18 protein-coding genes are annotated in these 21,052 nt (G+C 60.0%); 13 read left to right on the top strand and 5 right to left on the bottom strand.

The features are described 5' to 3' along the window. Positions 1-194: 194 nt before the first annotated feature. Entirely contained in the window at positions 195-935 is a 741-nt protein-coding gene (locus BMZ66_RS10905; protein ID WP_092672402.1) for a metal-dependent hydrolase, read from the bottom strand. 261 nt (positions 936-1,196) lie between these two features. On the opposite strand from BMZ66_RS10905, the gene mfd reads away from it, so the two are divergent. From mfd to BMZ66_RS10885, 4 genes are all read left to right on the top strand, one after another. Beyond that, positions 1,197-4,610: a transcription-repair coupling factor gene (gene mfd / locus BMZ66_RS10900; protein ID WP_092672399.1), complete on the top strand. Its 3,414-nt coding sequence runs from the start codon at positions 1,197-1,199 to the stop codon at positions 4,608-4,610. A gap of 98 nt (positions 4,611-4,708) precedes the next feature. Continuing rightward, entirely contained in the window at positions 4,709-5,047 is a 339-nt protein-coding gene (locus BMZ66_RS10895) for a hypothetical protein (protein WP_092672396.1), read from the top strand. 98 nt (positions 5,048-5,145) lie between these two features. Beyond that, on the top strand, positions 5,146-5,835 hold the full coding sequence (locus tag BMZ66_RS10890; RefSeq protein ID WP_092672393.1) for a DUF6624 domain-containing protein: 690 nt from the start codon (positions 5,146-5,148) through the stop codon (positions 5,833-5,835). A 5-nt stretch (positions 5,836-5,840) separates the two neighbouring features. After that, a complete protein-coding gene (locus tag BMZ66_RS10885) occupies positions 5,841-6,290 on the top strand; it encodes a GNAT family N-acetyltransferase (RefSeq protein ID WP_092672390.1) in 450 nt (149 codons plus the stop codon). A 136-nt stretch (positions 6,291-6,426) separates the two neighbouring features. Here BMZ66_RS10885 and BMZ66_RS10880 read toward each other — a convergent pair whose 3' ends face one another. Continuing rightward, complete coding sequence (locus tag BMZ66_RS10880) at positions 6,427-7,131, bottom strand: DsbA family oxidoreductase (RefSeq protein ID WP_092672387.1); 705 nt, start codon at positions 7,129-7,131, stop codon at positions 6,427-6,429. 152 nt (positions 7,132-7,283) lie between these two features. Further along, a complete protein-coding gene (locus BMZ66_RS10875) occupies positions 7,284-7,784 on the bottom strand; it encodes a YciE/YciF ferroxidase family protein (RefSeq protein WP_092672384.1) in 501 nt (166 codons plus the stop codon). A gap of 378 nt (positions 7,785-8,162) precedes the next feature. On the opposite strand from BMZ66_RS10875, the gene BMZ66_RS10870 reads away from it, so the two are divergent. From BMZ66_RS10870 to BMZ66_RS10855, 4 genes are all read left to right on the top strand, one after another. Further along, the gene (locus BMZ66_RS10870; RefSeq protein WP_092672381.1) at positions 8,163-9,161 is read left to right on the top strand and encodes an aldo/keto reductase; all 999 of its coding nucleotides are present in this window, start codon (positions 8,163-8,165) and stop codon (positions 9,159-9,161) included. A 78-nt stretch (positions 9,162-9,239) separates the two neighbouring features. Then, complete coding sequence (gene proB / locus BMZ66_RS10865) at positions 9,240-10,331, top strand: glutamate 5-kinase (protein ID WP_092672378.1); 1,092 nt, start codon at positions 9,240-9,242, stop codon at positions 10,329-10,331. A gap of 2 nt (positions 10,332-10,333) precedes the next feature. Further along, positions 10,334-11,584, top strand: a complete 1,251-nt coding sequence (locus BMZ66_RS10860) for a glutamate-5-semialdehyde dehydrogenase (protein ID WP_177204689.1) — start codon at positions 10,334-10,336, stop codon at positions 11,582-11,584. A 3-nt stretch (positions 11,585-11,587) separates the two neighbouring features. Next, the gene (locus BMZ66_RS10855; protein WP_092672372.1) at positions 11,588-12,073 is read left to right on the top strand and encodes a YdeI/OmpD-associated family protein; all 486 of its coding nucleotides are present in this window, start codon (positions 11,588-11,590) and stop codon (positions 12,071-12,073) included. Between the two features lie 49 nt (positions 12,074-12,122). On the opposite strand, the gene BMZ66_RS10850 is transcribed toward BMZ66_RS10855, so the two are convergent. Continuing rightward, a complete protein-coding gene (locus tag BMZ66_RS10850) occupies positions 12,123-12,569 on the bottom strand; it encodes a DUF2141 domain-containing protein (protein ID WP_092673054.1) in 447 nt (148 codons plus the stop codon). A gap of 240 nt (positions 12,570-12,809) precedes the next feature. Between BMZ66_RS10850 and BMZ66_RS10845 the strand changes: the two genes are divergently transcribed. The 3 genes from BMZ66_RS10845 (at position 12,810) to BMZ66_RS10835 (ending at position 15,750) form a co-directional block, all read left to right on the top strand. Further along, positions 12,810-14,141 carry an NAD(P)/FAD-dependent oxidoreductase gene (locus BMZ66_RS10845; protein WP_092673051.1) on the top strand — a complete coding sequence of 444 codons (1,332 nt, stop codon included), beginning with the start codon at positions 12,810-12,812 and terminating at the stop codon, positions 14,139-14,141. Positions 14,142-14,263: 122 nt separating this feature from the next. Continuing rightward, on the top strand, positions 14,264-14,683 hold the full coding sequence (locus BMZ66_RS10840; RefSeq protein WP_092672369.1) for a hypothetical protein: 420 nt from the start codon (positions 14,264-14,266) through the stop codon (positions 14,681-14,683). 236 nt (positions 14,684-14,919) lie between these two features. Further along, the gene (locus tag BMZ66_RS10835; protein ID WP_143080152.1) at positions 14,920-15,750 is read left to right on the top strand and encodes an alpha/beta fold hydrolase; all 831 of its coding nucleotides are present in this window, start codon (positions 14,920-14,922) and stop codon (positions 15,748-15,750) included. A 95-nt stretch (positions 15,751-15,845) separates the two neighbouring features. Here BMZ66_RS10835 and BMZ66_RS10830 read toward each other — a convergent pair whose 3' ends face one another. Further along, on the bottom strand, positions 15,846-18,728 hold the full coding sequence (locus BMZ66_RS10830; RefSeq protein WP_092673045.1) for a hypothetical protein: 2,883 nt from the start codon (positions 18,726-18,728) through the stop codon (positions 15,846-15,848). A 257-nt stretch (positions 18,729-18,985) separates the two neighbouring features. On the opposite strand from BMZ66_RS10830, the gene BMZ66_RS10825 reads away from it, so the two are divergent. Together BMZ66_RS10825 and BMZ66_RS10820 are read left to right on the top strand one after the other, a co-directional pair. After that, positions 18,986-20,323: a Gfo/Idh/MocA family protein gene (locus tag BMZ66_RS10825; protein ID WP_092672366.1), complete on the top strand. Its 1,338-nt coding sequence runs from the start codon at positions 18,986-18,988 to the stop codon at positions 20,321-20,323. Between the two features lie 114 nt (positions 20,324-20,437). Next, a complete protein-coding gene (locus tag BMZ66_RS10820; RefSeq protein ID WP_092672363.1) occupies positions 20,438-20,989 on the top strand; it encodes a YceI family protein in 552 nt (183 codons plus the stop codon). Positions 20,990-21,052: the final 63 nt, after the last annotated feature.

Here is a 21,052-nt window from a genome sequence, read left to right as displayed (position 1 = left end):
GCTTTATAGAATGCCGAACGGCCGGGGCTATCGATAACGCTGGATAGTAATACGAATCAATAACAACACTGCCTTGATAAACTGGCATATCTGCTGCGAAGCTAATGGTATTGGCTGACTTATGCAACAGAACGGGCCAGCAGGCCAGCAAGCAATTGGGCTCAATTACCCCGCGGCGGCGGCGGCGCTACCGTTTAAAAACCAATATTGCCGATGACCAGCCCCAAAACCAACAGCCCGTAGCCGGCGCAAATGGCTATTTCGAGCAGGTTGCCGGTAGCCGAGCCAGTGGAAATTAGCGGAAGTTTAAAAGAATAATCGAAGACTGGTAGAAACCATCTGACCCCAGCTTTGGTCAGGCTATCGGCTAGCAGATGAGACGCATAGCCAGCGCCGGCAAACAGCGCTACGCTACTCCAGCCGAGGTGCTTCTCGGCCAGGTAGCCGATGTAGGTCCAGAGGGCGGTGGCCCAGATGGTGTGCGTCCAGGAGCGGTGCGCAGTGAAGGGCGCCAGCGCCACAAACGTTCCCAATAAACTTAGCCACAATTGCTCGGTGTAGAGGCCGGCTACCACCGTGCCCAGGCCCGTGAACAGTAGCGCCAGCCGGCGCGCCGAGCCGCCCTGCATGCCTACGCCAATGAGCCCGAAGGCCAGGGCCGCGGTGTAGTAGAGCCGCTGCTCGGGGCCGGGGGTCAGTTGCAGGTAGGCATAGGCACCCAGCAGCAGGGCACCCGCCGCAAACGCCCACCGCACGTAGTTCTGGGTGAAACCTAACCGCTTGCTGAGGCGGCTATCGGGGTGGTCGAGGTCGGGGGCCAGGCTGGAAAAACCGGCCAGGGCAATGCCGGGCAGCGAAAACGGAGTGCCCGGGACCAGCCCCGCTATGGCCACGCCGGTGATGAGGCCAATGGCCAGGTGAGAAGAGCCGCGCATGGGGTTGGTGCTAGAGGTCGGTTGTCAGAACTGAGGTTTGTCGTAGTTGGCAAAGGCATCTGTTGGCCAACGTTTGCCTGACAGCCGACAACAAGCAACCGACAACTAAGCTTGGGCCACGCCCCGGCCGACAACGAAACCACGAAGCTACGGGTGGGCTCCGGAAACCTTACCTTCGGCTACGCTGTATCGTAAGCCCCTGCCCGACCGGAATTTCTCCGGCCGGGCTACTGTATTTGTTGTTCGCAAGCCGTTTTCTCTGTGCAAGTAGCTGATTTTCTCCGCCTCTATCGTCTTTCTCCGGAGCTGCAAACCCTGGCAGCGCGCTTGCGCGGTGCCGCCAAGCCCGAACCTAATAGCGTGCGCCTGCATTTGCGTGGCCTGGTGGGCAGCCAAGATGCGGTGGTAGCGGCCGCCGTGGCCCATGGCCAGCACCCGCATGTGTTTGTGCTGCACGACAAGGACGAGGCGGCTTACTTCCTGTCCGACCTGCAGCACTTGCTGCCGGAGGGGCCCGAGGCGCTGCTGTTTCCGAGCTCCTACAAGCGGCCATATCAGTTCGACGAAACGGAAAACGCCAACGTGCTGATGCGCGCCGAGGCCCTGAACCGGCTGAATACGACCCGCGCAGCTACGACGGGCAACAGCGTGTTCATCGTGACCTACCCAGAGGCGCTGACGGAAAAGGTTATCAACCGCCAAAGCCTGGTGAAGAACACCTTCAACGCCAAGGTGGGCGACAAGCTGGACGTGAACTTCCTGGGCGAGCTGCTGGGCGAGTACGATTTCGAGAAGACGGATTTTGTGTATGAGGCCGGCCAGTACGCCGTGCGCGGCGGCATCGTGGACGTGTTCAGCTACGCGAATGAGCTGCCATTTCGGCTGGAGCTGTTTGGCGATGAGATTGAGAGCATCCGGACGTTTAACCCGGAAACGCAGCTTTCGGTGGAGCCACGGCCCAGCATCAGCATCATTCCCAACGTGCAGACCAAGATGCTGACGGAAACCCGCGAGGCATTCTTCGACTTTCTGCCGCGGACGGCCTGCATTTGGCTGAAAGACGTGCGCCAGACGCTGGATGTGGTGACGGAGCTGTTTGAGAAAGCCGAGGCCAACTTTCAGCAGATGCTGAGCGAGGCCGGCGGCATGCAAATCGTGAGCAAGCCGGGCGACTTGTTTGAGTCGGGCAAAAACTTTAAGAAGCTGCTCGACGAGTTTGCCGTGGTGGAATTCGGCAAACGGTTTCATTTCAAGAACGCGGAGACCTTCCAGTTTTCGGCCAAGCCGCAGCCCAGCTTCAACAAGGAATTTGAGCGGATGGTGAAGAACCTCAAGGAAAACCAGCTGCGAAATCTCACCACCATCATCACCGCCGACACCGTGCGGCAGGCCGACCGCCTGCGGACGATTTTTGACGAGCTGGACAACAACGTGAAGTTTCAGCACTTGCTGCTGGCCCTGCGCGAAGGCTACGTGGACGAGCAGCTGGAGCTGGCCGTGTACACCGACCACCAGCTGTTTGAGCGCTATTACCGGGCACAGGAAACGAAAAAGTTTTCGAAGAAGAAGGCGCTGACGCTGCGCGAGCTGAAAACGCTGCAGCCCGGCGACTACGTGACGCACCAGGACTACGGCATTGCGCGCTTTGCGGGCCTGACGCAAGTGGAAATCAATGGGCAGATTCAGGAGGCTATTCGGCTGGTGTACCGGGATGATGACTTGCTAACGGTAAGCATACACTCCCTGCACAAGATTGCCAAGTACAGCGGGGCCGAGGGCGCGCCACCCACCATGAGCAAGCTGGGCTCACCGGAGTGGGAGAACAAGAAAAAGTCGGTTAAGAAGAAGGTGAAAGACATTGCGGCCGACCTGATTCGGCTGTATGCCAAGCGCAAAACGGCGCCCGGCTTCGCCTTCTCGCCCGATGGGTTTATGCAGGCCGAGCTGGAATCGAGCTTTATTTACGAAGACACGCCCGACCAGGCCAAGGCCACCGAAGATGTGAAGCAGGACATGCAGCAGCCCCACCCCATGGACCGGCTGGTCTGCGGCGACGTGGGTTTTGGCAAGACGGAAATTGCCATTCGGGCGGCCTTCAAGGCCGTAGCCGATGGCAAGCAGGCGGCCGTGCTGGTGCCTACCACCATCTTGGCCATGCAGCACTACAAGACTTTCCGCGACCGGCTGGCCACGCTGCCGGTGACGGTGGAGTACATCAACCGCTTCAAGTCGACCAAGCAGATAAAAGAGACCTTGCAGCGCGTGGCTGAGGGGAAAACCGACATTCTAATTGGCACGCACCGACTCACTAACAAGGACATCAAGTTCAAGGACCTGGGGCTGCTCATTATTGATGAAGAGCAGAAATTTGGGGTGAAGACTAAGGACAAGCTCAAGGAGCTGAAGGTGAACGTGGACACGCTCACGCTTTCGGCCACGCCCATTCCGCGTACGCTGCACTTCTCGCTGATGGGCGCCCGCGACCTGAGCGTGATTGCCACGCCGCCGCCCAACCGCCAGCCGGTAAGCACGGAGTTGCACGTGTATGATGAAATCCTGATTCGTGACGCAGTGGCGCGGGAGCTGAAGCGCGGCGGGCAGGTGTTTTTTGTGCACAACCGCGTGAAGGACATTGAGGAAATGGCCGGCACTATTCTGCGCCTCGTGCCCGATGCCAAAATCACCTACGCCCACGGGCAGATGGACGGCGAGATGCTGGAGAAGCGCATGATGAAATTTGTGGAGGGCGAATACGATGTGCTGGTTTCAACGAACATCATTGAAAGCGGCCTGGACATTCCCAACGCCAACACCATCATCATCAACCGCGCCCATCTGGCCGGTCTTTCCGACCTGCACCAGATGCGCGGCCGCGTGGGCCGCTCCAACCGCAAGGCGTATTGCTACCTGCTCACGCCGCCAGTGGCGCAGCTGCCCGCCGATGCCCGTAAGCGCTTGAGCACGCTGGAAGAGTTTTCGGACCTGGGCGCGGGCTTTAACGTGGCCATGCGCGACCTGGACATTCGCGGCGCCGGCAACCTGCTGGGCGGCGAGCAGTCGGGCTTTATCAATGACCTGGGCTACGAAACTTACCACCAGATTCTGGACGAGGCGGTGCAGGAACTGAAGGAAACCGAGTTCCGGGACTTGTTCTTGGGCGACTCCAACCAGCGCCTGCAAATGGCCGCGGGTGCCAGCCGCCAGCACGAATGCAACGTGGAAACCGACCAACAAGTCCTCATTCCGGAAAAGTACGTGAGCAATGTGTCGGAACGCCTGCAGCTCTACGCCAAGCTCGACCGCGCGCAGAAACCCGAGGAGTTGCGCAAGCTGCTCACCAGCATGGTGGACCGGTTTGGTCCGCTGCCGCCCGAAGTGGAGCAGCTGGCCGACATTGTTCGGCTGCGCTGGCAGGCCTGCAAGGCGGGCTTCACCAAAATCACCCTCAAACGCGATACCCTGAAGGGCTACCTGCCGGCCGACGACGACCACAAGCAGTACTTCCAGGGCGAGCAGTTCGGCACCATCCTCAACTACGTGCAGACGCACTCGCGCACGGCCAGCTTGAAAGAGAAAAAGGAGCAGCTGATTGTGACGTTTGAGGAAGTGCGCTCTATTCAGCAGGCCAAGCGGGTGCTGACCGAGCTGGGCAGCGAAGAGCCGGTGGCGGCGTAAGCTGAACGGTAGCTATTATTTGCCAACGGTGGGAGCAACAATGCCGTAACTGAGCCAGTTGTAATTGCATCCCACCTATTTTCCTTCCGATTTCAGTTATGAAAAACCTTCTTATTCTGGCCGCTCTGGCCATTGGCACTGCTACCGCTTCGGCCCAGACGCCTAACTCCCGAAGCGGCTCTCCGTCAGCCGCGGACCGGGCCGGCAGCCGCACCAACGCCAGCCCAGCTACCAGCCCCGTAACCATTACCCCGAACTACTCGCCCGGCACCGGGCAGCGCACCGGCCGCAAAACCGATACTACGCCCGCAACCGGCCCTACACGGGCTTCGCGCTCCAGCTCTAAAACCAAAACCGCGGGGCAGTCGCGCCCCACGGGCAGCGGCAATATTGAAAGCGTGAGCAAAAACGACCTGGGCACCAAGCCCAAGAAATAAACAGGGCGCTTGCCCGTTGATTAGAACCCGGCCCGTCGCTGTTGCAGCGGGCCGGGTTTATTTTTGCCGGCCTCTCTGGGATTGTTCTTTTGCTGCCTATGAAAATTGTTGTTTTGGTTGTTCTGCTGCTGTCGGCCGCCCATTCGGTTTTGGGCCAATCGCGCCTCAACCCGGCCCTAAAGCGGGAACTGGATAGCATTTACGCCGTTGACCAGCGGTGGCGAAGCATGCTGTTTGACCAGCGCCTAAGCCGCAAGCCCGACTCTTTGGCCGCCGCGCTGGGCGTGCCGAAGGAAGCGCTGTTTCCCTACATCGGCCGCCGCATGCAGCAAACCGATTCGGCGAACCAGGTGCGGGTGCGGGCTATTCTGAAACAGTACGGCTATCCTGGCAAGACGCTGGTGGGCACGCCTACCAACGAGGCCGCCTGGTATGTCATTCAGCATTCTGACGACATCAAAAGCTACCTCCCGCTTATGAAAAAGGCAGCCAAGCGTGGCGAGCTGCCCTTCTACCTGTATGGCCAGATGCTGGACCGCCAGCTCATGCGCGAGGGGAAGCAGCAGCTCTACGGCACGCAGGCGTTGGGGTACAATACCCGCAATCCTGCCACCGGCCAGCGCGAGCCCCAGCCGCCCTTTGTGTGGCCCATCAAAGACGCTGCACAAGTGAACGAGCGGCGCAAAAAAGCCGGATTCCCCACCACTGTGGAGCAAAACGCCGCCAACTTGGGCATTACCTACCGCGTGGTAACGCTGGACGAGGTAGCCCGCATGCCCAAAGAATAACTAGAATGACCCTCCACTGGACCATCAAACCCTACGAAGACCTCACCCTAAACGAACTCTACGAGCTGCTACGGCTGCGCGTCGAGGTCTTCATAGTGGAACAAAATTGCGTTTTTCAAGACCTTGACCGGCAAGACGACCAGGCTTACCACCTGCTCGGCTACACCGAAGCGGGCGAGCTAGCCGCTTATGCCCGGCTCTTCGACGCTGGCATCAGCTATGAAGAAGTAGCCATTGGCCGGGTGATTGTGTCGCCCGCGCACCGGCGGCACGGCCTGGGCCAGGAACTCATGCGGCAGGCCGTTGCGCACTGTGAGGTATTGTATGGCGCGCAGCCTATCAAGATTGGCGCGCAGCAATATTTGGAGCGGTTTTACCAGGGTTTCGGGTTTGTGCAGTGCGGGGAAGGCTATTTGGAAGATGGGATTCCGCATATCCCAATGCGGCGGGCCTAATCACGAAAAATAAGAACGTCATGCTGAGCTTGTCGAAGCATCTCCACTGCGCAACTAACTCAGTTTAGTATTGCAGTACAGATGCTTCGACAAGCTCAGCATGACGTTCTAAGGTCATAGGGGTAGAAGCTGCTGCTTACACCTCGCAGCCGTCGGGCCCGCAAGCGGTGCCGTCTGCCAGCATTACGGGCGCCGGCTTGGTGGGCTTGAATTCGTCCCACACTTTTTCGAACACCTCTGCAAATACTTCGGTGGGCTGGGCGCCGGAAACGGCGTATTTGTCTTCGAACACGAAGAAGGGCACGCCGCGCACGTTGATTTGCTGTGCTTGGTACTCGTCGTAGCGCACAGCTTCGGCATATGTGCCAGCGGTGAGCGCGGTGCGAGCTTCCTCGGCGTCGATGCCGATTTCGGTGGCCAGCTTCGCCAGCGTGTCGATTTCGTTCAGGTTTTGACCCTGGATGTAATAAGCGGCCATCAGTCGCTCTTTGGCTTCGCCCTGCTTGCCGTGTTTGGCGGCCAAGTGAATGAGCTGGTGCCCGAGGAAGGTGTTGGTGGGCACAGCGTTATCGAAGTCGTATTGCAAGCCTACTTCCTGGGCCATGTTGGCCATGTAGTCACTCATTTCCTTCGCCTGCGCCACGGGTATCCCTTTTTTCAGGGCCAACGACTCGTACACGTTGCGGCCGGGCTCCGGCTGGTAGTCGGGGGTGAGCTCGAAGCTGCGCCACACCACTTCCACGTTATCGGCGTGCGGAAACTTTTCCAGCGCCTGCTCGAAGCGGCGCTTGCCGATGTAGCAGAAGGGGCAAACGATGTCGGACCAGATTTCAACTTTCATAATAGAGGAGCCAAGGTAAATTGATGTAGGTACAACAATTCAGGCTCAGCAAAAAGTTTACGCAGCGTGCCTAAATGCAAAAGCCCATTGTACGGCGCAAAGCGGAGCACAATGGGCTTTTGTTGGCTTTTCACCTGTGGCCAGGCCTGGGCTTACAGCTTCTGCTCCGCTTTGGTGTTCACGCGCGCTTCGGCCAGGTCCGTAAGGAGCTTGTCGGTTTTCTTTTCTTCCTCTAAGGTCTGACGCAGCAGTTCGGCTGCCTGGGTTAAGCCAAGGTCTTCGGTCATGCGGACGGCCGTGCCGTAGCAGGCAATTTCATAATGCTCTATTTTCTGAGCGGCGGCGATGAGCATAGCGTCAAGAATCTCAGGCGACGAATCCTTACGCAACAGCTTCTCGGTATCGCTAATGAGTCCTTTCACGGCAGAGTTTGCTTCGCGGGTAGGCTTGATGTCCATCATGGTCATGATTTGCTCGAGCCGGGCTATTTGCTGCTGGGTTTCGACCCCGTGCTTCTCAAAAGCTGCCTTGAGCTTGGGGTCACTAGCGCTTTGAATCATGGCGGTCATGCCCTCAAGGGCTTGGGTTTCGGCGCTGTGCATCATCTGTACGTCGTGCATCAGCAGGTCCTGCATCGAATTCAACTGGTTCATGGGAAAGGAATAAGGGTGGATGTGGAAAAAAGCGTTTGATGAAAAGAGAGTTGCTGGTATTCTGAATCATGCAGGGCCGACACCGGCGAGCTTTTTACGCCCTGGAAAAGCACCTGCCTCTTTCATTCCGCCAGTCATAATAGAATGTCTGACAGCAAGATGAGTGACTGAGGTACGGGCCAGTTCGAGGGAGGTTGAATGCTATTTTCTTACGCTTTGGCTATCAGTTTTTTTTTCTTCCCTCGGTGCAGCTTGGCGGCCCGGTACGGTTGAGGTGTGGGCGCGGGCCGCAACATTGCGCGCAAAAGCACAGTTAGCACCCTGGCTTTCCTCTTTCTGAGGAGCAGCTTTTCTCCTCTACACGCATCCTATCTTTTTATGGAATTTCAAGAATTAGGCACCTCCGGCGTCACCGTTTCACGCATCACGTTTGGCAGCTGGGCCGCTGGCGGCTGGATGTGGGGCGGCACCGAGCAAAACGACGCCGTGGGCGCCATTCACGCCAGCTACGACCTGGGCGTGACCAGCATCGACACGGCGCCCGTGTATGGCATGGGCTTTAGCGAAGAAATCGTGGGCGAGGCCATCAAGGACCTGCCACGCGACAAGGTGCAAATCCTCACCAAGTTTGGCATGCGCTGGGACTTGGCTCAGGGCGACTTTGCCATGAAAACCAAGGACAACAACGGCCAGGACCTCGACGTGTACAAGTACGCCGGCCGCGACAGCATCATCAAGGAATGCGAGGACAGCCTGCGCCGCCTCCGCACCGACTACATCGACCTTTACCAGCAGCACTGGCCCGACATCACCACCCCCATCAATGAGACCATGGAGGCCGTGAGCCGCCTCATTGAGCAGGGCAAGGTGCGCGCCGCCGGCGTCAGCAACTACTCGGTGGCCCAGATGCAGGAAGCCGAAAAGACGCTAACCTTGGCCTCCAACCAAGTACCCTACAGCATGGTGCGCCGCGAGATTGAAGCCGATGTGGTGCCGTATTGCATCGAAAACAACAAAGCCATATTGGTGTACAGCCCCCTACAGCTGGGCTTGCTGACCGGCAAAATCAAGCCGGGCCAGACGTTTGGCGAAGGCGACCTGCGCGCCGGCCACCGCTTCTTCACACCCGAATACGTGACCCGCGTGAACGCCGTGCTCAACAAAATTCGCCCGTTGGCCGAAACTAAAAACGCTACCCTCGGCCAGCTGGTGCTGCGCTGGACGCTGGCGCAGCCCGGCATTACGGTGGCGCTGGTGGGCGCCCGCAACCCCGAGCAGGCTGTGCAAAACGCCCGCGCTATGGATTTCGCGCTCACGTTTGAGGAGCTGGACTTCATCAACAAACAGCTGGGGGCGCTGACCCCGGAGGCCGTATAGTTTCCCGCCCCGGGCCTGCTATCGGAAAAGCAAAGCAGGCCCGGGGATGAGGGGGGTGCTATTTCTATCTTTGGCACCATGCCCCTCGCCTATCGCCGCCTCGTTGTCAAAATCGGCTCCAACGTGCTTACCCAGGACAACGGCCTGCCTGACCTGGACCGCATGGAGCAGCTCGTAGCCCAGATTGCCGCCCTCAAAGCGCAGGGGCTGGAGGTTATTCTGGTGTCGTCGGGAGCAGTGGCGGCGGGACGCAGCCTGATTTCATTGCCGGCAAAAGCTGATGCTGTGCGGGGCCGGCAGTTGCTGGCAGCAGTGGGCCAGGTGAAGCTGCTAAGCACTTACGCCGAGCTGTTTGGTCAACACAACTTGCTGTGCGCCCAGGTGCTGGTAACCAAGGAGGATTTCCGCGACCGCCAGCATTACCTCAACATGCGCAACTGTTTTCAGGAGCTGCTGCTGCGCGAGGTGATTCCGATTGTGAACGAGAACGACGTCATTGCGGTGACCGAACTCATGTTTACCGACAACGACGAGCTGGCCGGGCTGATTGCCGCGCAGCTTGGGGCCGATGCGCTAATTATCCTCACCAACGTGGACGGGATTTTTGACGGCGACCCGCGCCTGCCTACTTCGCAGCTGCTGCGCGAGATTGCGCCCACGGCCACGGGCTTTGCCAACTTCGTCACCAGCCAACGCTCGCAGTTTGGGCGCGGCGGCATGCTCACCAAGTGCCACATGGCCCACAAAGTGGCCAAGCTGGGCATCAGCGTGCACATTGCCAACGGCAAGACGGCCGGTATTCTGCCCGCGGTGTTGGCAGAAACGGCGGCGCACACCTGGTTTCAACCCAGCAAAACGGCCTCGGGCAAGAAGAAGTGGCTGGCTACCTCCCCGGATTCGGCCAAGGCGGCGGTGCGCCTGAACGCGGGCGCCGTAGCGGCGCTCACGGCCGCTGGCAAGGCTACTAGCCTGCTTCCGGTGGGAGTGGTAGCCATTGAGGGGCAGTTCCGCAAGGGCGACATCATTCGCCTGACCAACGAAAAGGGCCAGGGCTTGGGCTTGGGCATTGCCGAATATGGTTCGGACAAAGCCCTGGAGCGCCTGGGCCAGCAACACCAACGTCCGCTGGTGCACTACGATTATTTGTTTCTCACCCCTACCCCTGCCTGACCGTGGAGCTGCGCCCCGTTTTTGAAGCCACCCGCCAAGCCAGCCGCACGCTGGCTTCCGTCGCGCCCGCGTCCACCGATGCCCTGCTGCGCGACCTGGCCGATGCCACCGAAGCCCACACCCCATTCCTGCTGGCCGAAAACGCCCGGGACCTGGCCCGCATGCCCACCAACGACCCGCGCCACGACCGGCTGCGCCTCACCGCCGAACGCCTCCGCGGCATGGCCGACGACCTGCGCAACGTGGCCGCGCTGCCCACGCCGCTAGGCCAGGTACTGGCTGAAACCGACCGTCCCAACGGCTTGCGCCTAACCAAAGTGCGCGTACCTCTAGGGGTAGTAGGCATCATCTATGAAGCGCGGCCCAACGTGACGTTCGACAGCTTGGCGCTGTGCCTTAAAACCGGCAACGCCTGCTTACTGAAAGGCGGTTCCGACGCAGCCTTTTCCAACGCCGCGCTGCTGGAAGTGGCACGGCCCGTGTTGGAGCGACACGGCCTGCCCGCCGCCGTAGCCACCCTCTTGCCGCCCGACCGCGCCGCGACGGCGGCCTTGCTCGCGGCCGTGGGCTACGTTGATGTTTTGATACCGCGCGGCAGCCAGCAGCTCATCACTTATGTGCGGGAAAACGCCCGGGTGCCGGTCATTGAAACCGGGGCTGGCATCGTGCACACCTACTTCGACGAAACCGGGGATTTGACCAAGGGCCAAGCCATCATTCACAATGCCAAAACCCGCCGCGTGAGCGTGTGCAACGCCCTCGACTGCCTGCTGCTGAACGAGGCTCGGCTAACTGATTTGCCCACGCTGCTGGCTCCGCTGGCGGCAGCCGAGGTGCAGCTCTTTGCCGATGAGGCCGCGCATGCTGCCCTCGCCGGGCACTACCCGCCCGAGTTGCTGGCGCCCGCCACCGAAGACCATTTTGGCACCGAGTTTTTATCCCTGAAAATGGCCGTAAAAACCGTGGGCTCGCTGGATGAAGCGCTGGACCACATTGCCCAACACGGCTCGCGCCACAGCGAGGCCATCGTGTCGGAAACCCCGGCGCACCTCGACACCTTTTTGCGCGCCGTGGATGCCGCCGCCGTGTACGCCAATGCCTCCACGGCCTTCACCGATGGCGCCCAATTTGGGCTGGGCGCAGAAATTGGCATCAGCACCCAAAAGCTGCACGCCCGCGGCCCCATGGGCCTGGAGGAGCTGACGAGCTACAAGTGGCTGGTGCGCGGCGATGGCCACATCCGAACGTCCTGACCTATGCACACCCCTGTTCACTTTCGGGCCACGCTGGAGCCCGGTGGCCCCAGCTTTATGCCCACCCAAACCATTGTAGTGCCCACGGAAATACTCGAAGCCCTGGGTGGCAAGGCCACCAAACGGGTGATATGCACCATTCGTGGGCAGGAGCTGCGGCTGGGTCTATTGCTGCTAGAAGGCGGGGGCCGTTACCTTATGCTGAACAAGGACGTGTGCCGCGCCCTGGGCATCGCGCTGGGCGATGAGTTTGACGTTGAGATTGCGCCCGACCCTAACCCTGACCACGTGGACCTGCCCCCGGAATTAGCCGAAGCTTTCGCCGCCTGGCCTGAGGCCGAAACAGCTTTTCATACTTACAGTGGTGCCCACCGCCGCGCCATGGCCCGCCTTGTGGACGAGGCCAAGCAGCGCGAAACCCGCGTGCGGCGCGCGGTGCAGCTGGTGGAGCGCCTTGGCCGGGGGCTGCACCCGTTTCGGGGTGACTGATTTCCTCCCTCAAAGTAAGGCAGAAGTCTCTTGCTTGAACGCTAGGAAATTAGTTTTTGAGCACTATGCTCACAACCTTGCCCGGGCCATCTACCGTGAACTTGCAGTCGTCGAAAACCGGCGCGGCCACCTTGGGGCGAAAGTTGTTCGAGAAGGCATAGGGCTCGGTGGGAATGCCGATGAAGTTCTTGTCAATCTTGCCGTTATTGTTCAGGTCCTGGGTGATGGCCACGGCCCACTCGCCCTTGGGTAGCTCCACAGGCAGCGTGAACTCACTTTTGCCACCCGGCTTCACGGACTTGGAAAACACCCACTTGCCGCTCTTCAAGAACCCCTCGCGGGTGTTGTAGAAAAACAGCTTAACGGTAGAAGTGGTAGACACCAGCGACGTTACCACAACCGTTACGGGCTGATTGTCGCTCACCCGAGGCGCCGGCGCGGCAGCGCCCAGCAAACAAGTACCGACCAACAGCGAAACAGACGACAGCACACTCATAAGCAAAAAGTGAAAAACGTGGAAGTAGCGACCCAACATCTGGCTTTACGGAAAGAGTTCGATAGCAGCCGGATGCAACGCTCACAATGAAGCTGTTCAGCGATTGAATGAGCATGAAACCAATTCGGCCAAGCCCCGGCAATTATTTGAGCGAGCCGGAAGCAGCCCGCGGCAACCAGTTGCCTCCAAACACGGTAAGCAGCACCGTTGCCGGCCCCATTCGGTCCCGACATTTACCGCATGGAAGGCTTAACCAAAATTGATGACCTCGGCAAACCGCGCGTGGTGATAGTGGGCGGGGGTTTTGGCGGGCTGGAGCTGGCCAAGGCGCTGGCTGATGCCCCGGTGCAGGTTGTGCTCATCGACAAGCAGAACTACCACACGTTTCAGCCGCTGCTGTACCAGGTGGCCTCGGCCGGGCTCAATGAAGGCGACATCGTGTCGCCGTTTCGGAAAATCCTGAGCAATCAGGACAACTTTTACTTCCGGCTGGCCGAAGTGCAAGGCGTGGACCCCGTGGCCCAGGTGGTGGAAACCACCATTGGGCGGGTGCGCTACGACTACTTGGTGCTGGCCACCGGCGCTACCACCAACTACTTCGGCGACGAGCAGATGGCGAAGAACGCCATCGCCATCAAGAGCGTGGACGATGCCATTGAGCTGCGCAATACGGTGCTTTCCAACTTCGAGCAAGCCCTGCAACTCGGCGACATGGAACAGCTCAACAGCCTGCTCGACTTCGTGATTGTGGGCGGCGGCCCTACCGGCGTCGAAATTGCCGGGGCCCTGAGCGAGCTGCGCACCCACGTGTTTCCGAAGGACTTCCGCGAACTGGACTTCAAGCAAATGGACATTCACCTGGTGCAAAGCGGCCCGGTGCTGCTCAAGGGCATGTCGGCCAATGCCTCGCAGCAGGCCCTGGAGTCGCTCCAAAAGTTTGGGGTGCAGGTGTGGCTCGATGCCCGGGTGAAATCTTACGACGGCTATACCGTCACGCTCAATACCGGCCAGCAGCTCATCACGCGCACGCTCATTTGGGCGGCGGGCGTTACGGGTGCGCCCATCGCCGGCCTGCGTCCCGACTGCCTGCTGCCCGGCAACCGCTACGCTGTAGACGAGCACAACCGCGTGCAGGGTTACGACAACGTGTTTGCCATCGGCGACATTGCTGCCATGCGCACCGCGGCGCACCCCGAGGGCCACCCCATGGTGGCCCAGCCTGCCCTGCAGCAAGGGCGCCTGCTGGGCGAAAATCTTGCTCGCCTGCTGGCCGGCAAGCCCCTGCAGCCTTTCCATTATCAAGACAAAGGCGCCATGGCCACCATCGGCCGCAACCACGCGGTGGCCGACATCAAGCTTTTCGACAAGGAATACCACCTGCAAGGCTTCCCGGCCTGGCTGGCTTGGGGCGTGGTGCACGTGGTTTCGCTCATCGGCTTCCGCAACCGCCTCATGGTGCTGCTGAACTGGACCTGGAGCTACCTCAGCCACGACAAAGGGCTGCGCTACATCATCGGCAAGGCTAAACCGCCGCTGCAGGAAGCCGAGGTGGAGGAAAAGGCCATTGTGTGAGCAAGGACAATCGCTTCAAAGCAGGAAGTTGACGGCACTGAGGATGCCCACGCAACCCTTTTCGAAGGACACCGGTCAGGGCTGCAGAAACCCCTATTCACTCCCTTCAGCCTTTTCCTGCTATGCGCTTCTTCTCTACTCTCAGCCTTGTCCTGCTCTCGCTCTCGGTGTTGAGCTGCAGCGAAAACACCGAGCCAGAACCAAAGCCCGAGCCGATTATTTGCTTCCCCTTCGAGCCCAAATGCTACTCGGGCGTGGTAGTGGGCGATGCCTGCCCCGATGGTGTGTTGATTGACGTGGATGATGCTTTCCCAATTGGCAAGCCCGCAGGCGAGCATAAAAACGTCATTGCTGCCGTGAACTTCGCTGACCTGGCCAGCCTGAACCAAGTAGGCAAACGCGTGTACTTCACCTATCGCAACGACCCTAATCAGCAGCGGGCGGTTCGCGCTTGCATCGCTATTACCCTGCCGCTGCCGGTGCCGCACTTCGTTCTGAGCAACATTTCGGCTACAAACTGCGCGGGCACAAGCTCCCGCTAAGCAACTCTCTTTCTGTCTGCAAAAAGCAATGCCCGGCCAAAATGGTCGGGCATTTTTGTACCCAAACACTTGAGGGTTTGACCCAAAATGCTTGCAGGCGGCTGACTACTTAAAAAAATAAGTGCTGGCTATTTAAAGCGTTATGACTCCAATCATATCAAGCGAGTCTCAAACCCACCTGCAATACTCTTGTTTACGTGTAAATTTCCACCCTTAAATACTAAAAAAGCCAATTTGTGAATACTTCTACATCCATTTTAGAGCGCAGCAACGTCACCATTAGCGGAGCTACAGGCCCTAACAAGCAAACAATCGTGTTTCTGCACGGCCTTGGCGGCGACCAAAGCATGTGGCGCCTGCTAGTCCCCGCATTCGAGGCTGAGTACCAAGTAGTGCTGCTGGACCTGATTGGGGCGGGCAAATCGGACCTATCGGCTTACAGCCCCAACACCCACGGCACCCTCGACGGCCATGCCACCGACCTATTGGGCGTGATGAGTGCCCTGGCGCTGCACGATACCATTTTTGTGGGGCACTCGGTAAGCGCCATGATTGGGGTGCTAGCGGCCGTGCGCGAGCCCCAGCGGTTTGCCAAAATGGTGTTGATTTCGCCCTCTCCGCGCTTCCTTAATGAGAACAGCTACGCGGGAGGCTTCGAGCAAAAAGACATCAACGAGTTGCTGGCCGCCATGGAGGGCGACTACCTGGGCTGGTCGCACGGCTTTGCACCCGTCATGATGGGCCAGAACGAGCGGCCCGAGCTGGTGATGGAGCTGACCAACAGCTTCGTGCGCACCAACCCCGAAATTGCCAAGCACTTCGCCCGCGTCACGTTCTTCTCCGACACCCGCGCCGAGCTGGGCTTTCTCACCATTCCCACGCTTGTTGTGCAGTCGGCTCACGATGTCATCGCCCCGCTGGCGGTGGGGCACTACATCAACGAGCAACTGGCCGACAGCCGCATGGTGGTGATAGAAACCGGCGGCCACTGCCCCCACCTCAGCGCCCCGCAGGAGACGCTTTCGGCCATTGACAAATTCCTGAACCGGGACACGGTCCTAGGGTAAACACCTTTAATGAAAGGAGTTGAAACCAGCCGTCCGGCAGCGCTGCGCCACTCGTGGGCCGCCTGCCAAACGGCTGGTTTCGGTATTGGGCTTGTTTAGAGCCGGATGTCGAACGCCAGGGGCTCCACCACCCATTGCCGCACTACGGTGTTATAAACCAACCGCACGCCGGCCTCTACGGGGGTGCGCAGGCGCAGCACGTTGAACTGCACCAGCGCATCCAGGCCCACATTTTGGTAATCGCGAATGCCGGCGCCCAGCCGGTTGCTTCCCCGCGCTACGTCGCCAAACACGGTGGCCCGCAGGCGCTGCACGTACAGCCACCGGCCCAGCTCCCAGTGCGTGAACGCCAGCGGCAGACTGTAGTCGAGGCTGGCTACGCGCAGCCGGTCAAAGCTAGTGTAGCCCTGGCCGCGCGGAAACGACACGGCCGGCGCAAACTGGTACTGCGCCTGGTCCTGCCACTGATAACCACCGCGCAGCCGGATGGCGTGGTGGCGGCCCAAGCCGGGCAAAAACACGCTGCCTTGCGCCGCCAGCTGCGTAGCCTGCAGCCGCGTGTTAAAGGGCGTGGTGCGCCAGGTCCCCAGGAAGGTGCCCCCGCCCCGCGGCGCCACGTCGCGGGCACTGCGCCGGAGCTGCGAGGCATAGCTAATGGTGTTTTGAATGGCGTTCAGCGGCGTTTCGGAACCGGTTTCGGTGCGGCGACGCACGGGCAGGTCGTAGTCAAACACCTGCTCGTGCAGGTAGTAGGAGCCGATGGACAGCGCCTGGAAATATTTGGAGCGGGTGAGGTTGAGCGGTAGGCGCAGGCCGGCCGTGAGGCGAGTGTAGCGCCACTGGTCGCGCAGGGTCTGGCCTTGGTAAATGATGGCGGCGTCGCGGCCGCCGTAGGTTACGTCCACGTCCAGCACCGGATAGAGGGCCTGGTAGCTGAGGGCGCCAATCACACTGGCGGTGCGCTCCACTTGGTCATAGCCCACGCCCGCAAAAATCTGAGTGGTGTTCAGCAAATCCTGCGAGCGCAGGCCCAGGGTCACGGCATTGCCCGTGGGGCTTTGCACTACCCCGTAGCTGAACACGTTGAACGCGTGGCGTAGCGGGGAGTAGCGCCGGACGCCGTAGCGCGGGGCAGCCGAATCGGGCTGTGCCAGCAGGCGCGGCACCAGCCGGCCAGCCGGCTCCTGGGCCGTGAGTGCGGCGGCGTAGGGCCCGGGAATGTCGGCGGTGGCAGTAGGAATCGGCGTCCAAGCGGTGGAGTCGAGTGCCATTTCGACCACCCGGGCGCCAGTGGCCCGGAAGTCGTGAAAAGCCAGCGCACGGCCATCCGGCGACGCGGCGGCGTGGTAGGCACCCAGCGGCCGGGACGTGACGCGGTAGGTTTGGCCGGTGCGGGCATTCACGGCATAGAGGTTGTCGATGCCCGACTGCGAGGAATTATAGAGCACGAAGCCGCGCCAGGGCTGGGGGTTGGCCAGGTTCACGTTGGCCACGGGCAGCAGGGCGCGGGCCGTGCCCGTAGCGGGCTCGATGACCACAATGGTTTTGCCGGCGGCGCTCAGCGTTACGGCCACTACGCGGCGGCCGTCGGGATGCCAGCGGGGCTGCTGGTAGAAGTCGTTTTGCGGGTTGGGCAGGGTTTGGAGCTCGGCGCCGGTTTGGGCATCCACAATCACGAGGGCATGGCGGTAGTTGACGTCGGTGCGAACCGCTACCAGGCGCTGGCCATCGGGCGACAGGGCAGCGGCGGCGTAGCGGGCGCCCTTTCCCACGCGGGTGAGCCGGCCGGTGGCCAGGTCCAGCACCTTCAGCTCGGAGGCAATGCGCTGGCCCCAGCGGGCGTCCTGCTGAAACTCGGGCCACACGGCTTTGCCTCCGTTCACCGACAGCATTTCCGGAATATTCAGCTGCCCGGTCTCAAACACCTTCCGCTCGGCCCCTGCCGGGTATGACCCGCGGCGGCTGAGCAACACCAACTGTGCAATGTGGCCGAGGCCGGTTTTCAGGGTTAGGACGGTGCTGTCGTTGACGTACTGCGGGTATTGGTATTGGGTATAGATTTTCTCGGTGGCTGCGGCCGCAAACTCGCGCACTGGCGTGATGGCTGGCAGAGCGGCCTGCTGGGCCCGCCAGGTCGAATCTATCTCCGTCATGGTTCGGTCGTAGAGCCGTTCCACGGTGAGGCCGGTGCTGCGGCGGATGCCATTGGAAAACGAAAACGGGTAGAACGGAAACCGGTAGTAGTTGTCCAGCACCTTGGCCCAGGCATTGGGCCCGTGGTGGGTCTTCAGGTACGACGTCATGAAGTAGCCCAGCACGTACCAGTTGGGCACTTGGTCGCGCAGGGAGCCGTTCACGGCCTTCTGGTAGCTGTAGCGGCGGCCCGCCAGCAGGTTGGCGCGCAGGCCCACGTCGAAGCTGGGAATGCGACCGCGACCACTACGGGTGAGGGCCGTTTCCGTGCCCACGGCATCGCCTTCAAAAAACCATTGCGGCACGCCCACCGCCGCAATGCCCAGAGCGCCATCGCCAAACAGCGGGGTCAGCACCCGGCCTATCCCCTGCCGGGCTTTGTCGAACTGCCCCACGTGCCGGTACTCGTGCACGGCCAGGCCATCGAGCCAATCCACGGTGCCCAGGCCGAAGCCCTGTTGCGGCGTGGTAAAAAACTCGGCGTGGCGCGGCAAAAAGGTCACAAAGCCATTGCTAACGGTAGTCTGGTTTTGCAGGACAATGCCGATGGGGGGCGGGTTTACGCCCAGCGTAGCCGCCCCGGGACCGTGCAGCTGTTCGAGCCGTGCGGCCGTGCGCTGCGCCGCTGAGTCGATGGCGCCGGCATAGATAACCCGAAAATGGGGCGTACGCACCTCCTGCCACCGCAGCGACGGCGGGTTTTGGGGCAGCACGGGCAGGCTTTGGGCTTGAGCACTAAGTAATGCACTCAGGCCCAACAGCCCACATAGCAACAAAAAACGCATGTAGTATTCGAGGTAAAGCAAACTGGAAAAGACCTTAAAGAACGTCATGCTGAGCGCAGCCGAAGCCTCTCTACTGCGCAAGAAAATAATCACTCTCGCGGTAGAGATGCTTCGGCTCCGCTCAGCCTGGCGTTCTGTTTTCTGAAAAGCAATTGATTTCCGGCATCGATTGCGCAACTATAGTGCGCCAAAGCTGGCAATAATTCCTTCTCATTCAGCCAACTTACAGACGCTAACTCGCCCTAAAATCTCACGCTATGGAACGTCGCACATTCGCACAACTCACCGGCACGGCGTTGGCCGGCTCTTTACTCACCAACAATGCCTTAGCCGCGGCCCTGGCGCCTGGCAAAAAGCAGCGCGTGGCCATGGTGGGCACCGGCCACCGCGGCCTGGGCATGTGGGGCGTCGACGTGCTCAAAGAGTACAGCAACCAGCTTGAGTTTGTGGGCCTCTGCGACAGCAACCCCGGCCGCGTGGCCACCGGCAAAAAAATGCTGGGCGTGAAGTGCCCCACCTTCACCAGCTTCGACAAGATGATGAAGGAAACCAAGCCCGACATCCTCATCGTGACCACGGTGGACGATACGCACAACGAATTCATCGTGAAGGGCATGGAGTACGGGGCCGACATCGTCACCGAAAAGCCGATGACCACCGACGAGAAAAAGTGTCAGCAGATTATCGACGCCGAGCAGCGCACTGGCAAGAAGGTTAAGGTCACGTTCAACTACCGCTACTCGCCGCACCGCCAAAAGATTTACGAAATGCTGCGTAGCGGCGTGATTGGCGACGTCACCTCGGCCGATTTCCACTGGTACCTCGACGTGCACCACGGCGCCGACTACTTCCGCCGTTGGCACCGCCTGCGCGAGCACAGCGGGTCGCTGCTGGTGCACAAGGCCACCCACCACTTCGACCTGCTGAACTGGTGGCTGGAGTCGGACCCCGAGGAAGTGTACGCCAACGGGCAGCTCAACTTCTACGGCAAGAACAACTCGTTCCGGCACACCAACTGCCGCCCCTGCCCGCACAAAGACAAGTGCGCCTTCTACTGGGACATGACCAAGGACAAGCGCTTGATGGCCATTTACGCCGACAACGAGAAGCACGACGGCTACCTGCGCGACGGCTGCGTGTGGAAGGAAGACATCGACATTTTTGACAAGATGGCCGTGCAAATCAAGTACGCCAACCAGGTGCAGGTCAGCTACTCCCTCACTACCTACTCGCCCTACGAAGGCTACCGCATTGCCTTCAACGGCACCAAGGGCCGCATTGAGGCCTGGATTAAGGAGCGCCAAATCTGGGACGAGGAGCCCGTCGACGAAATTCAGCTCACCACCAACTTCGGCAAGCGTGAGATTATTCGGATGCCCAACAACGAACCCGGCCACGGTGGCGGCGATGTACGCCTGCGCAAGCAAATCTTTGCTCCCACTGGCCAGGACCCCTACCGCCAAGCCGCTGGCACCCGCGACGGCGCCATGGCCTGCCTGGTAGGCATCGCGGCCCGCCACAGCATCGACAGCGGCAAGCCCATCAAGATTGGCGACTTGACTACGTTGAAGCCGTCGGGCACGCGGGGCGTGTAAAGCTTGTTTTGGTAGCACTGGTGGAGGTTTTGATTTTAATAAATGTACCAACATTAAATGTCGATACATTTATTATCTTTGTAGCAACAAATCACAACCTCAACTCCAAACGTCATGTCTGAAACCGCCACCGCCGCCGCTACGAAATGGGTAATTGACCCGACTCATTCCGAAGTGCAATTCAAAATCAAGCATTTGGTAATCTCCACCGTCACGGGCTCCTTCAAGTCCTTCCAAGGCTCGATTCATACCGAAGGCGACACCTTCGAAAACGCCAACGTGGAGTTCACGCTCGACGTCGACAGCATTGACACCAACCAGGAGCAGCGCGATGGCCACCTGAAAAGCGAAGAATTCTTCGACGCCGCTCAGTTTCCCCAAATCAAATTCGAGTCAACTTCTTTCATCAAGGAAAGCGACGATACCTATCAGTTGCACGGCCGCCTCACGATGAAAGACGTGACCAAACCCGTAACGCTGGTAGCCGAATTCGGCGGTTCGGCCGTCGACTTCTACGGCAACCACAAGGCCGGCTTTGAGGTAAGCGGCAAAATCAACCGCAAGGAGTTCGGCCTCACCTGGGGCGCCGTGACCGAAACCGGCTCCATCGTGCTCGGCGACGACGTGAAGCTGATTGCTAACGTGCAGCTTATCAAGCAGGCGTAATTACAGGTTATAATCTTTTTATATAGCATAAAAAAGCGGCTGCTTCGCACGAAGGAGCCGCTT

The sequence above is a fragment of the Hymenobacter arizonensis genome (genome assembly GCF_900115775.1).
In the GTDB taxonomy this organism is placed as follows: domain Bacteria; phylum Bacteroidota; class Bacteroidia; order Cytophagales; family Hymenobacteraceae; genus Hymenobacter; species Hymenobacter arizonensis.
This window is presented reverse-complemented; position numbering and strand designations above follow the sequence as displayed.